Source organism: Nonomuraea sp. ZG12 (genome assembly GCF_052068115.1).
Lineage (GTDB): Bacteria > Actinomycetota > Actinomycetes > Streptosporangiales > Streptosporangiaceae > Nonomuraea.
Window position 1 is genome coordinate 1 of record NZ_JBQHCW010000056.1, and the last position, 13,115, is coordinate 13,115.

Here is a 13,115-nt window from a genome sequence, read left to right on the forward strand (position 1 = left end):
CTGGTGTAGGTGTCGCGGGTGAAGGTGGAGGAGACATGGCCGAGGGTCTCCTGCACGATCTTCAAGTCGACTCCGGCTGCCAGCATCAGCGAGGCGGCTCCGTGCCTGAGGTCGTGCAGCCGTTCCGGTGGCAGCCCCGCTTCGAAGGCCAGCAGGTAGAACTGGTCGCTGACCTGCTGCGGATGCAGCGGCAGGCCGAGCTGGTCGGTGAAGACGAACCCGCTATCCGTCCACCTGTAGGGCGTCAAAACTCGCGTGCATGGTTTTAGCTGGGGTTTCCCCGACCGAGCTATGCAGCTCGGCGATACTCGTTGATCACTCCCCCGAGTATCGCGTGGCGTTCGATCCGGCCTTCCATCCACCACTACATGCTCATCGTGATCGGGTGGTCGCTGTCCACGGCCCTGATGCGGCCGATGAGCGTTGTAGTGATCGAGATACTCGTTCAGAACCGCGCGCAGGTGACATTCGCCGTAGATCAGCATGCGGTCGGTGCACTCGGCGCGTACCGTCCGGATCCAGCGCTCGGCGTAGCAGTTCGCCCTTGGTGTCCGCGGCGGTGTCTTCAACACCGTGATACCCGCGGCGGCGAACACCTCATCGAAGACGGCAGTGAACTTAGCGTCCCGATCGCGGATAAGGAAGCGAACCGACCCCGCTCCCTCGCCAAGGTAGATCAGGAGGTTGCGGGCCTGCTGAGCGGTCCATACGCCGGTCGGGTGGCTGGTCACGCCCAGAATGTGCGCCCGTCGCGTGCGGACCTCCATCACGAACAACACGTACAACCGCGTCAGAAAAATCGTGTCAACATGGAAGAAATCACAGGCCAGGAGCCCTTCGGCTTGCAATCGTAAGAAGGACCGCCAGGACGTGTCGAGATGCCGGGGTGCCGGACCGAAACGGTGCGAGTGCAGGCTGCGCCGCACGGTCGCCTCGCTGGCCTGGAACCCAAGCCGCACCAACTCCCCGTGCACCCGTCGATGGCCCCATCCGGGGTTCTCCCGCGCCAGGCGCACGATCAGGCCCCGAAGCTCCGGAGTCGTTCCTGGACGCCCAGGCCGATGCGGGTAGGCCCAGGTCCGTCGCACGAGGCGACGATGCCACGTCAGCAACGTCGCCGGGGTGACCAGACGATGAGCGCGCAGCACCGCCGGCAACCATCGGGCCAGCGCCGCGAGAACGGCCCGATCGGCCCAATCAGGCTTCGGGCGCCCGACCTGACGCCGCAGCACCGCCACCTCATGACGCAACACCATGATCTCAACGTCCTTCGACGCCTGACCGCGGCCCAGCAACATCAGCCAGCCGAACACCCGAAGCGCGAGCAGATAAAGCAGGCGGACAAGCACAAGACGCGATCCTGCCCGCAGGTACGAACCTCGTCAAACCACAGGTCAGAGCCGTCGTGGCTGCATTCTGACGCGGTACACCTCCACGGCCGCTCTTCACGATCCTGATCTTGGCGATCCAGATCGTGACAGGGTGGCCGTGTTCATACACGGCGAGTTGCAAGATCGCGATCTACTCCAGCATGGCCGTTGGGCTCTACGGCTTCCGGAGGTCGCACTACGTGACCACTCCCCGCCAAATGAGCCAGACCCATTTACCGCCGGAACTCACAGTCAGGGCCGGACAGCGAACGGGCCGAGCAGGCCCACGTCGATACGCAGGTACTCGAGCATCGCGAACGCGTTGTCGGGGGTGAACACGTCAACCGCGCCGAGCTTTCCGGCGTACTTGTCGATCACCGGCCGCGCTGCCTGGGTCGCGGCCTCGTTGAGGTAGCCCTTGAAGATGGCCCACCCGTTGCCCTGTGGACCGTACTCGTCGAAGAACGGCGTAGGGTCGAGGGTGAGCAGGGTTTCGCGAGCGCTGCGTTCCAGGTCGGCGAGGTAGTGACGCTGCACCTGTCCGTCGGCACGGGTGCCGAGCCGACCCAAGTGGCCGCCGACGAACGTGGTCCAGGGCTCGCTCATGATGACGTCATGCGTCCGTTTCCAACCGGCGATGTCCTGTGAGACGCCGAGGTTCTTGAAGGGCACCCAGCCTGGGTAAAGCACGTCGACTGCCATCAGCGTGGACTGTGCGGGCGCGTGGATGAGGATGTTGTCCGGGGAATGGTTCGGCCCGTGGTACGACAGCACCAGCCGTTCACCGCCGACCCGCAGCACGAACCGGTCCTCGAAGATGGTGGTCGGCAGCGGCCGGTTCGGGTCGCCGGCCTCGCGCAGCAACTGGCGTGTCTCCACGTGCGCGATCCGCTCGACTTTGCGCCCGAACAGGCTCGCAGCGCCGATGTGGTCGGCGTGCGAATGCGAGTACACCAGGTGCGTGACACGGCTTGGCCGACCCGCCGGCCGGGTGACCGAGTCGATCGCCCGCTGCAGGTTACCGCCGATCGTGGGTGGCGCGTCGACGAGCACGACGCCGTCCCGAGTGGACAGGAACATCGCCTGGTAGAAGCCGTCGGTCACCCAGTGCAGATCGCCTTTGATCCTGCCGACGTAGTAGCCGTCGGCATTGAGCGGCGGGCCGGCCGAGCCTGCCGGGACGGGCAGATAGGTGGGAAGCCCGACTTCGGAGGCGCTCGCAGCGTCCGGGATCAGCAGCCCAGCAGCCGGGGCAGTGGCCATCGCCGCAAGAAGAGCCCGGCGGTTCAGCGAGCGCGTTTCGATACTCACAGCAAACTCCTTCAACGCGGCAACAGAATGCCGCGTGACGTCATCGATGGGGCATGACTTCGAGGGGCACTGAAAGCGCCTTCTCCGCCCAACACGACCTTCAGCCCGAAGGCAGATACCTCTCACGTACGAGGTGGCGAAAAGACTTTACGATCGACGCCTCCGTCAGACGTTGTTCATGCCGCGTCCGACTCCATAGCCTTCTCGGGGTTGAAGCCGTCGAAGCTCTCGAAGACGTCCATGAACCCGGGGACGGTGCCCTCGCGCGCCCAGTCGCGCTGGAGTTCGCAATACACCTGGACGCGGCTGCTCAGCTTGCCGCCTGCCTGTTCGACACGACGTAGGGCCGCCTCGTGCGCCGCGACCGACGTGCCACCTACAGCGTCCACGGGGACATAGACGTCATAGCCTTCCTGAATGGCGTCGAGCGCGGGGAAAGCCAGGCACACCTCGGTCCACAGTGCGGTCATGATGAGCTTGCGGCGCCCGAGCGCCTTGACCGCCTGCTTAAACTCGACGTCTTCCCAAGCGTTGACCGTAGTCCGGTCATAGGTCGGCAGGTGTCCGATGATGTCCTGCAGTTCCTGGATCGCCGGCTTGTTGCGGCCAGTCTCGACGTTGACCGTCGAGTGGATGACCGGAAGATTGTAGTTGAGCGCTGCCTTGGTGGTGCTCACAATGTTGAAGACCAGTTCCTCACGCGGCATCGAGCGAATTGAAGAGACCTGGACCGGCTGATAGTCAATGATGATGAGGGCCGAGTTCTCGGGCGTGAGAAGGTGGTCGGTCTGGGGATTGCGGATCATTTCGCTGGTCATGGGTGTGCTCCTTCTTGATTTCTTGATGGAATGGAAATTAGCGCAGGCGGAATTAACTCAGCGAAGTGGTGAAATCGCTATTGTGGGACAGCTCGACACGCTCAGGCCGTAAGCACCCGGCGGGCGTACCGGAATGGCCTTCGGGGGCGTGACCGAGGCTAGTGGTCCTCCCCTCAAGCGTCCAAGACGCGTTTGGCCGTGTTTGATAGGCTCTGCCTATGGATGTAAGCCCGCGCCTCCTGCAGTACTTCGTGGCTGTGGCCGAAGAGCTGCACTTCGGGCTTGCAGCCACGCGCCTGCACATCTCGCAGCCGTCGCTCAGTCAGCAGATCCGCAAACTCGAGCGCACCCTCGGGACCGCGCTGTTCATCCGTTCCAGCCGTCGAGTGCAGCTCACCGACGCAGGCCGGACATTGGCGCTCGAAGCGCCGGTCGTGCTTAGCGCGCTGGCCCGCGCCGTGGAGCTGACCCGCCTTGCTGGGTCGAAGACGGAGACGACCGTTCGATTGGGCTACACACCGGTCGCCAGCTTCGAGACACTGTCCACGCTGTTGAATGCTCTCCAGGCGGACCACCCCACACTCGCGGTGATACCTCGCGAGGTGTTCAGCGCCGAGATCCCCGAGCACCTGAACAACGGAGAGCTGGACCTCGGCCTGGCGCTGTCGCCGCCGTCCTGTGAGGGAGTCGGCAGCGAGGTCCTCCGCGAAGAGTCGGTGTCGGCGCTACTCAGCGCACACCACCGCCTAGCTGCCACGCCGGTGATCCCTTTGAGGCTCCTGCATGAGGAGACTCTGCTGCTCTTCCCCCGCCAGCTGGCGCCCACATACTACGACGACATCGTCGCCGCCTGCCAGGAGGCGGGCTTCTCACCCGACATCCGCGCCTTCGATGAGCCACCCGTCAGCGCATGGCTCGCCCGCCTCTCCAGCGGACGTGAGGTCGGGTTGGCCCCGTCGGCATTCGCAGAACACGCAGCACGAGCCGGCACCGAAATCGTGCGGCGCGATGTGGTCAAGCCGTCCATTATGGCCAAACTTTCGCTGACGTGGGCGTCGAACGATCCATCTCCGACCATGGTGAGCGTCTTGGCCTCCGCCCGGCAGTGCGCTGAACGCAATGGTTGGGTCTGAAGCAACATCCAATAGCCACAGAGAACCGCAAGCGGTAGCCCATGTTCGGCGCGGCAACCCTCGACCTGTTGCGGTGCGGTCGCCCGATCCCACCACCTGCGCGCGACCCCGGTCGGCAGAGCTGAGTCTGCGGCGTTGATGTCGGCCAGAGCGCGGTTACCGGCCGGAGGCTCGGCGATGCGGGTGAGCAGGTCGGCGAGTGGTCGCAGTTCTTTGCCGACGCTGCTCGTACATCGCCGCGCCATGCGAGGAGACCGACTGGTGCGGCATCGTCGAAGAGCTAACAGGTGTCAAGGTGGCAATCGACTTACAGGTGCCCTCGTGGAAGGCCGCCCGCACGTCCTCGCGCCGGTCACCGTCCAGCGCGGGCGGCCGGCCCCGGTAGCGGCCTTCGGCTTGGGCGGCGGCGATCCCCTCGACGGTGAGCTCGTTCCGGATGTCACGCTGGAACTGGCCGACGGCGGTGATCACGTTGATGATGACGTCGGTGGCGGCGAGGTCATGGAAGTTCGACAGCGGCCCGGATAGGACGCGCAGGGCGACACCGCGGGCTTGGCACCAGTTGCGGACGGCGTGGATGTCGAGCAGGTCGCGGCAGAGCCGGAACAACTCCGAGACCGTCAGGGTGTCGCCGGGGTGCGCCTTGGCGGCGATCTTGCCGAACGCGGGCCGGTCGAGAGCGGGGATCTTGGAGGTGGTGGCGGGGTCCTCGAAGAGGAGGACGCCGTCGGCAGGCCGGAATCCCTCGGCGACGCCTTCGGTGCGCACAAGAAGGCCGGCCTCGGTGAGGATGTGGCGCTGCCGCAGCAGGGACTGGGTCGCGGTGGAGACGCGGGAGTAGACGATCTGCACCGGGCTCTCCTCGGGAAGGGTTGGAGCCCGGATTTTCCTGTCGGAAAATCCTGTCGTCAATTCGGGTGCGGAACCGGCCATCCGACGTCACGATTCGTCGCTCGATGACCGGTTTTCGAGAGGGCTTGCGGGGCCCAATCAGAGGGTGTCGTTAAACCTTCTAATCCCGACAGCCTTCGCGAAGGCACAGGAGGGAATCAAGACCTGCGTGGTGCGGGAGCGGGGGCCGACCAGGGCGTGAGGTCAAGTTCCGGATACCGCAGTGCCATGTCGGCCAGCGTCTGCGGAGTCCAGTAAGAATGCCCTGGCGGGGGAAACCCGAAGGCTTGGAGTTGGCGAGGTGAAGCGCGGTGGACGAACTCCACCCATTCTCGTTCGAAGCTGCGCGCTGCCCATCCCACACGTTGCCCCCACGAGAGGCTGGACGGCCGGAAGCCCAGGTGCATGCTGTAGCGGGCGCCGCGAGATGCTGTCAGTTGAGTGCCTCGGTGGAAGGTACCGGACTCGAAGGCGATGACCGTTCCGGCGGGCCCTGCACCAGAGACCTCGGCCCCGTACATCTGTGGGCTGCCGCTGTCGTCGTTGAATCGCCATGCGCTGTGCTGTCCCGGCCGCAGGAACCAGTTCGGGACGGCGGGGATGTCCACGGTGTGCCTACGTGAGAGCAGATGCGGCGGTCCGAGTTCCTCGGGGACATCGGCCAGGAAGACGAACATCTCCACCTGCAGACAGCCCGGTGCCGTGCTGGGGACCAGCAAGGTGTGGTTGAGGTAGTCACGGTGCAGGTCCTGGTCGTAGTCGCAGGCACCGGTGTACTTCGCCCAGGCCTCGGCCGTGTAGATATGGACGTCGCTGTCGTCCAGCAGCGCTTGGGCGAGCGCCAGGATGCGATGGTTCACCGTCAGCAGGCTGATCTCGGTACTGGCGAACGGGAAGGTGTCGATCCCGGCGAACTCGTCGCCGATGAAGCGGACGCGGCGCGGGTCGGTGCCGTCATGAAAGCCCTCGGCGGAGGGGAAAAGCAGACCCAGTTCGCTCACCGCCGCTGTCAACTCCTCTGCAGGGATGAACCCCGGGAGGATCACGAAGCCATCGGCCCGCCAGTCCCGCGCAGCGCTCTCAAGATCCATCCACCCAGGATCATCCGTACGAGCACCACAGGCAATCGATTTGTTCATACGTACGGGTTCCCTCCGGCCCGCTGAACCAACTGAACCGCACATCGCTACCTGACGGCTGAGGACACGTTCGGGAGCGGAGGGCCGAGTCGGTCACCTCGATCTTCGACGCCGCGTAGGCGATGTTCGGGGCGACCGGCCCGAACAGTCGCAGCGTCCGCACCGCTCGGTCGGTCTCACCGGCGCGCAGGGCGCGGATCACCCGTCGGGGCACTCCAGGGGTGACGCTCGCCGAGTTGCTGCCGAACACCACGGCCCGGGCATCGCCGCTCGCCGCGAGCGCCGGTCGCAGGGCGGTCAGCAGCTCGACCGTGCCCAGCTGATTGATCTGCGCGATCTTCCGTGGGCGGTCGGGACCGGGTGAGGGGCCGATTCCGGCGGCGAGGACCGCGCCGTCGAGTACGCCGCCGGACCGCTCGAGCACTCCGGCGGCCGCTGCCGAGCGGCCTTCCGTTGTTCCGAGGTCGGCGAGGATGTCGGCGTCGTGCAGATCCACCTCGATCACGGAGTGTCCGGCGGCACGGAGGCGCCCGGTCACCGCGGCGCCGATCCCCGATGCCGATCCCGTCACTGCGTAGCTGCTCATTCGAATCCCCGTCCCTGCTGAACTTGCCGGTGCGCCGTGTCGAGGCTTTGGGTGGTTCTCGGCGGCGGGCCCATCGGTCTGGATGTCGTCCTTGGACGATCTGTGAGAACCGACGTAGGTCGTTCCTTTAGTTCTGCGGAAGCACGGCCGCCGCGATGATGACGTTGTTCACGATGGTCGCGGTGACGGTGCGCGCAACCGCTTCGGCGGCGGCTCCGGCTCCCCAGTTGCCTTGCTCGAGCTCCTTGGCGCGGGTGATCACGGGGGAGGTCCAGGGAATCTCAGGGTCGAATTGGGGAAGCGTCCCGCTTCCCGACAGCAGTGCCGCGAGCGCGGCGACCCGGGGCTGCGGTTCCGCGCCCTCGACGAGCACGTCGCGAACGTCCTCAAGGAGCCGGGACCGGCGCCCGCTTCCGCCGTCCTCGAGGACCGTCGTGTTGAACAGGCCGAGCGCCTTGCGGCTTCCGCGGCGGATGTCGCCGCGTTCGACGAGCCTGTCCAGCAGCGGGCTACGCAATGTCGGTCCGATCGCCGCGAGCACCGTCTGGACGCCCCTGGGCTTCTCAGAGAGGTATTCCCATGCGGAGCGGAGGATGTCATCCGACGGCGGGCGGTCCTCGACGGCTTCCACCCGCGTCGTCCCGCCCCAGCCGGTGTCGGTTCGCACATGATCGCCGAGCCCGAGATCTGCGAGCACCCCTCCCGCGAGGGTGTAGAAGAGTGTGTTCTCACCGGCGATGGTCCCGGCGCCCGCCTGGAGGCCGGAATTCGGCTGGAACAGCAGGAGCAGAAGATCCTCCGCCAGGGTCGGGACCCCGAGCCGGTTCGCCTCGCCGGACGTCTCGGCCTTGCCGCCGACGAAGGGTTGTTCAGGCTGCTGAGTCATCGGTCCTGTCTTTCGATGGGAAGTGTGCCGGCTTCGTGACTGAGGAACATCGGAACGAAAAGTAGTGCTAAAGGCACGTGATCATGGTCTTCGGCATGACGGTCAGCCGGGCCCGGTGTTTCCGGTGATCAGTACGAACAGCGGCAGAGCCATGTTGTTGACGACGTGGACGGCCACCGCGGGCCAGATCGACCCGCTGCGGCGCATCGACTCGGCGGCGATGATGCCGACCACGAGCGCCGAGGGCAAGACGATGTTGATGCCGTGAAAGAGGGCGAAGATCATCGAGCTGGACAGGACGCCGATGAGGGGCCCGTAGCGCAGCAGGGCGTTGGTGACGACACCGCGGAAGAGGAACTCTTCGCCGATGGGGGTGAGGACGGACAGGAAGGCGAAGGTCAGGATCAGGGGCAGCACGCCGCCGCCGGCCGCGTCGTAGTACGGGCTTTGAGGATTGGCGTCGAACCCGGTCAGGGTGATGACGGCATAGTTCACCACGCCCTTGAGCACGAGAGCGATCACGCCTGCGGCCGCGCCGATGCCCATCCAGCGCCAGGTGGTGCGGCGCACGCTGAAGGCGCCCCAGGAGCGGATGCGGATCAGCGCGGCTGCGGCGAAGCCGACGAGGCCGACGATACCCGACCAGGCGGCCAGGGCCAGCCCGTACACCACCGCGTCCAACTCCAGCTCCAGCGGGCCGAAGAACGGAACCACGGCCCCGGCGGCCACCATCGCGAGTAGGCCGACCACGATCTCGGGCCAGCCCGGGCGCGCCGGAAAAGTGGTGCCGGCCGGGGCCGGCTGCCGCGAGTGGTCGGCATGGTCAGTCGACATGGTGGTGAACTCCTTGTTCTCTGGTCTCGATGGGTGTCGCCGGGCCAGGCGCGTGGCCGATGCGTTTCAGGACGTCAGGCTCGGGGTTGTACAGGTCGTCCAACGCCGCAGTGAGAGCCTGCGCGGCGCGGTCTCGCTTCTGGCCGAGCTCGTCTGAATACAGCTCGTCTGAATACAAAGGAGGGACCATGCCGCCACAGCACACCGGAATCGAAGGACACATGGTCTGCGAAACTCACCCGGTTGGTTGCGTCATCCGCGCCCAGGGGTGGCCCACGCCGATTGCCGTCATCGGCGCGGCTCCCAGCGGAAGATCCGGGAAGCCAGCGCGACGGCGACAATGACCCAGCCCAGTGTGGGCACCAGGAGAATCAGGGAGTCCGCGAGAGAGGCGCCGCCGTTCCAGGCATTGAGGACCAGTTCGGTGGCCGAGCCGCCCGGAAGCAGCCGTTTGAGCAGAGTGAGCTCCTCGGTGCCGGCGATCCCCACCCAGCTGGCCACGGCGATGGTGCCGAGGCTGATGGGCAGCGTGGTCACCTGGGCGTGTTCGGGGGAGTTCGTCAGTCCCGCCGTGGCCAGTCCCAGGCCGAGCATCATGATCACCATCGAGACGACAGCCGCCGCCAGGAGGAGGACGTTGTCCGGCTCGCCGGTGACCACGGCCAGCGCGGTCATGATCACGGCCACCTGGACCAGCGAGATGACGGTGATCGGGAGGAGCAGCCCGGAGAGGATGGCGGTGTCGCTCGCTGCGGTGGAGCGCAGCCGCTTGAGGAAGAGGTTCTGCCGGCGTGAGGCCAGGGTGGTGACCGCGGTGGTGTAGAGCCCGAACGCCCCGGCGCTGAACATCACTATCGCCGCGATGTATCCGAGGCTGCCCAGAGCCGCGAAGACTTCGTGCTGGTAGATGAAGAACGCGCTGCTCACTGCGGGCATGATGAGACTGGTGACCAGAACCAACCGGTTCCGGAAGATCTGGACCAGCTCGCTGAGAGCGATCGAGAGCATGGCGAAGGTCCTTTTTCCTTGGGAGGGTTCCGGAAGTGGTCTAGTCGCTGCTGAGGGCACGGAAGACGTCGTCGAGCCGGGTCGGTCCGGCATGGAGTTCCCGCAGTTCCACCGCGTGGTCCTGCGCCCAGCGGAGCAAGGTGTGCAGGTCCTTCTGCAGGCCGAAGGTCTCGATGAGGAACTTCCCGTCACTCTCGCGCGTGACCTGCAGCGGGAGCGCCGGTGCGGGGGCCGCGAGGGAGAAGCGGATGGCGGCCGGCAGCATCTGCGTCAGCTCGGAGACGGTCCCCTCCCGGTGGAAGGCCCCCTTGTGCATGAGACCGACGCGGTCAGCGCGCTGCTGCGCCTCTTCCAGGTAGTGCGTGGTGAGAACGACGGTGGAGCCGTCTTCGCGCAGCTTGTCCACGACGTCCCACAAATCGTCTCGGGACTGGATGTCCAGACCGGTGGTGGGCTCGTCCAGGAAGATCAGCTCAGGCGTTCCGTACACGGCGGTGGCGAAGTCCAGGCGCCGTTTCTCGCCGCCGGAGAGCTGGGACACTTTGGTGCCGCCCTTGCGGGTGAGGTCGATGATGCCGAGCACGCGTTCGACCCGGTCGGTGCGCCGCGTGAGTTTTCCGATCAGCCGGACCGACTCCCTCACCGTCAGGTCCGGCGAGAATCCGCTCTCCTGCAGCATGATGCCCATCCTGGGCCGCACGGCCAGCCGGTCGCGCGGGCTCTTCCCGAAGACCCGCACGGTGCCCGAGGTGGCCGTACGGTGGCCTTCGATGGCCTCCAGGGTCGAGGTCTTCCCCGCCCCGTTCGTGCCGAGCAGCGCGTAGAGTTCCCCGCGGTCCACCTGGAAGGACAGGTCCTTCACGGCGTGGAAGTCGCCGTAGGTGATGTTCAGACGTTCAACGTCGATGACTGGTGTCGAGGACATGCCGTTGATTCCAGCAGCCGCCGCGCTCACCGGGCAGTGCGACCACGTCATGACCTCACCATGACATTTCTTGGGTGGACATATGACGCAGCGTCACTGGTGCTACCGCGGAACCGGAAGAATGCTGGGCAGACCCCGCTGTTCGATCCTGGAGAGCCCCCATGGACACCGAAGCCCCGCGCATTCCGCTGACGGTCACCATGACCGCTCAGCCTGACGGCTCCGCGGCCGGGTGAGGCCGCCCCGGGCAAGGTCACACACGATGTCCGAGCACACCGAGAGGACGCGGGGACGGCTGCGCAGACTCAATCTCGTCATGTTCCTCCCGCTGCTCGTCGCCGTAGGGGCGCTGCTGGTGGCGAGGGACGCCGAGACTTGGTGGCAGGCCATCGTCCTGGGTCTGGGCGTGGTCGCGGCCCTGGTGACCTTCGTACAATGGGCGGCGCGCGACATCTCCCGCGTCGCGCTCCCCTGCCTGATCGTCACCGCGGCCGTATGGGCCCTCGGAGTTCTGGTGGTGGACAGCAACTCGGCGTTCTACGGCATTTTGATCGTGGGCTCCCTCGCCGTCCCCCAGCTGCCGCGCCACCGAGGCTGGGCGGCCCTGGCGCTGATCGTCTACATCGCCGCGGTAGGCGCGGCGAGGCTGTTGGTCACACAGGAAGATGTCTCCGGTGTTCTGATCGGATACGTCATCGTTCCCGCGGGCGTCACCGCGGTGCTGACCGGCCTCATGTTCCCCAACCAGAGGTTCTACGGCCTCGTTGCGGAGCTGGAGGAGGCACGAGAACGCGAGGCGGAGCTGGCCGTCATCCGCGAGCGCATGCGTTTCGCCAGTGATCTGCACGATATCCAGGGCCATACGCTGCACGTGGTGAAGCTGAAGATCGCGCTGGCCCAGAGGCTGGTGCACAGCGACGCCGAACGAGTGGAGCAGGAACTGCGCGAGGTGCATGCCCTGGTCAGCGACACCATCACCCAGACCAAGCAGCTCGCCTACGCGCAGCGGCGGCTCAACCTGTCTGTGGAGCTGGAGAACGCGAAGAACCTCTTCGAGGCCGCGGGCATCCGCGTGCGCGTCGACCGTGAGGCCGAGGTCGACGCGCACGCGGGCGAGCTGCTCGGCCAGGTCCTGCGGGAGACGACGACCAACATCCTGCGGCATGCGCAAGCCGAGCAGGTACGTATCACCCTGTCGGAGTCGGGCATCACAATCGTCAACGACGGCGCGCGGGAGGCTCCGCTTCCCGAACTACGGGGACTCGCCACGCTCAAGGAACGAGTGATGAGCAACGGAGGCGAACTGACGGTGGAGCAGAAAGACGGGCATTTCCTGACGGCTGCGGCATTCCCGCACGGTCGTTCGGACGCTGCCCTCTAACGATGGGGAAGGACGACTGATGACCACCGTGGTGCTCGCCGACGACGAGGTACTCCTGCGCAAAGCGCTGGCGGCGTTGCTTCCCCTTGAGGGCGAGATCACCGTGCTCGCCGAAGCGGAAGAGGGTGAGGCGGCCGTCCAGGCCACGCTGCGACACCGGCCCGATGTGCTTGTCATCGATCTGGAGATGCCCGGTATGGATGGACTCGCTGCCGTGGCGGAGATCCGCCGTGCACGGCCGGAGCAGGTGATTCTCATGCTGACCCGCCATGCCAGGCCCGGAGTGCTGCGCAAGGCACTGAAGCTTGGGGTCCAGGGCTTCGTCAGCAAGTCCGCGGAACCGGCGCACATCGTTTCGGTCATCACGACTCTGCACGAGGGCAAGCGATGGATCGACCCGGACGTCTCCGCACTCGCCGTCATTGACGACTGCCCGCTCACCGACCGCGAGATCGACGTGCTGCGAGCGACCGGTGAAGGCTACTCGGTCGCCGACATCGCCACCCGACTCCACCTGGCAGAGGGCACGGTGCGCAACTACCTCTCGAATGCGATGCAGAAGACCCAGACCCGGACCCGGCACGAAGCGGCGCGGTACGCGCGTGAACACGACTGGCTGTGAGCGCCGATGGCGGGGAATGACGTCCCAGCTGAGGGCCACAGGGATCAGACTCGGTGCTTCAGAGCGTCTCTCGGGCTGCGCCGGTCATCTGCGGAAGTTGCAGGTGCCGATTATTCATCCGTCCAGGTCAAGCCGCATGCTTGTACTCCCTGAGGACGCCGCAGAGTCGATCATGTCGGCGGATATCAAGGCGGGTGATCTCGGCTGGAAT

At 65.9% G+C, this 13,115-nt stretch carries 13 protein-coding genes; 3 read left to right on the plus strand and 10 right to left on the minus strand.

Annotated features, from left to right (window positions below; translation table 11 throughout):
* The 3 genes from ACTMTF_RS48885 to ACTMTF_RS48895 all read right to left on the minus strand — a co-directional run.
* The coding region (locus ACTMTF_RS48885) for an integrase core domain-containing protein (RefSeq protein ID WP_441116953.1) at window positions 1–1,349 on the minus strand (1,349 nt) is incomplete at its 3' end.
* A gap of 273 nt (window positions 1,350–1,622) precedes the next feature.
* Complete coding sequence (locus tag ACTMTF_RS48890; protein WP_441116954.1) at window positions 1,623–2,696, minus strand: MBL fold metallo-hydrolase; 1,074 nt, start codon at window positions 2,694–2,696, stop codon at window positions 1,623–1,625.
* Window positions 2,697–2,857: 161 nt separating this feature from the next.
* Window positions 2,858–3,499, minus strand: a complete 642-nt coding sequence (locus tag ACTMTF_RS48895) for a hydrolase (protein WP_441116955.1) — start codon at window positions 3,497–3,499, stop codon at window positions 2,858–2,860.
* A 218-nt stretch (window positions 3,500–3,717) separates the two neighbouring features.
* Between ACTMTF_RS48895 and ACTMTF_RS48900 the strand changes: the two genes are divergently transcribed.
* Window positions 3,718–4,632, plus strand: coding sequence for a LysR substrate-binding domain-containing protein (locus tag ACTMTF_RS48900; protein ID WP_441116956.1), 915 nt, complete (start codon window positions 3,718–3,720; stop codon window positions 4,630–4,632).
* A gap of 156 nt (window positions 4,633–4,788) precedes the next feature.
* Here ACTMTF_RS48900 and ACTMTF_RS48905 read toward each other — a convergent pair whose 3' ends face one another.
* The 7 genes from ACTMTF_RS48905 to ACTMTF_RS48935 form a co-directional block, all read right to left on the minus strand.
* Window positions 4,789–5,484 carry a recombinase family protein gene (locus tag ACTMTF_RS48905; RefSeq protein WP_441116957.1) on the minus strand — a complete coding sequence of 232 codons (696 nt, stop codon included), beginning with the start codon at window positions 5,482–5,484 and terminating at the stop codon, window positions 4,789–4,791.
* A gap of 197 nt (window positions 5,485–5,681) precedes the next feature.
* Window positions 5,682–6,614 (minus strand): phytanoyl-CoA dioxygenase family protein, encoded by a 933-nt coding sequence (locus tag ACTMTF_RS48910; RefSeq protein ID WP_441116958.1) that lies wholly within the window; start codon window positions 6,612–6,614, stop codon window positions 5,682–5,684.
* A gap of 10 nt (window positions 6,615–6,624) precedes the next feature.
* Window positions 6,625–7,248 carry an NAD-dependent epimerase/dehydratase family protein gene (locus tag ACTMTF_RS48915; protein ID WP_441116959.1) on the minus strand — a complete coding sequence of 208 codons (624 nt, stop codon included), beginning with the start codon at window positions 7,246–7,248 and terminating at the stop codon, window positions 6,625–6,627.
* Window positions 7,249–7,375: 127 nt separating this feature from the next.
* Window positions 7,376–8,134 (minus strand): GOLPH3/VPS74 family protein, encoded by a 759-nt coding sequence (locus ACTMTF_RS48920; protein ID WP_441116960.1) that lies wholly within the window; start codon window positions 8,132–8,134, stop codon window positions 7,376–7,378.
* A gap of 102 nt (window positions 8,135–8,236) precedes the next feature.
* A complete protein-coding gene (locus ACTMTF_RS48925; RefSeq protein ID WP_441116961.1) occupies window positions 8,237–8,968 on the minus strand; it encodes a lysostaphin resistance A-like protein in 732 nt (243 codons plus the stop codon).
* A 288-nt stretch (window positions 8,969–9,256) separates the two neighbouring features.
* Window positions 9,257–9,976, minus strand: a complete 720-nt coding sequence (locus tag ACTMTF_RS48930) for an ABC transporter permease (RefSeq protein ID WP_441116962.1) — start codon at window positions 9,974–9,976, stop codon at window positions 9,257–9,259.
* Between the two features lie 40 nt (window positions 9,977–10,016).
* On the minus strand, window positions 10,017–10,901 hold the full coding sequence (locus ACTMTF_RS48935) for an ABC transporter ATP-binding protein (protein ID WP_441116963.1): 885 nt from the start codon (window positions 10,899–10,901) through the stop codon (window positions 10,017–10,019).
* A gap of 262 nt (window positions 10,902–11,163) precedes the next feature.
* On the opposite strand from ACTMTF_RS48935, the gene ACTMTF_RS48940 reads away from it, so the two are divergent.
* Window positions 11,164–12,282 carry a sensor histidine kinase gene (locus ACTMTF_RS48940; protein WP_441116964.1) on the plus strand — a complete coding sequence of 373 codons (1,119 nt, stop codon included), beginning with the start codon at window positions 11,164–11,166 and terminating at the stop codon, window positions 12,280–12,282.
* A 19-nt stretch (window positions 12,283–12,301) separates the two neighbouring features.
* A complete protein-coding gene (locus ACTMTF_RS48945; RefSeq protein ID WP_195902366.1) occupies window positions 12,302–12,904 on the plus strand; it encodes a response regulator transcription factor in 603 nt (200 codons plus the stop codon).
* The last annotated feature ends 211 nt before the right edge of the window (window positions 12,905–13,115 follow it).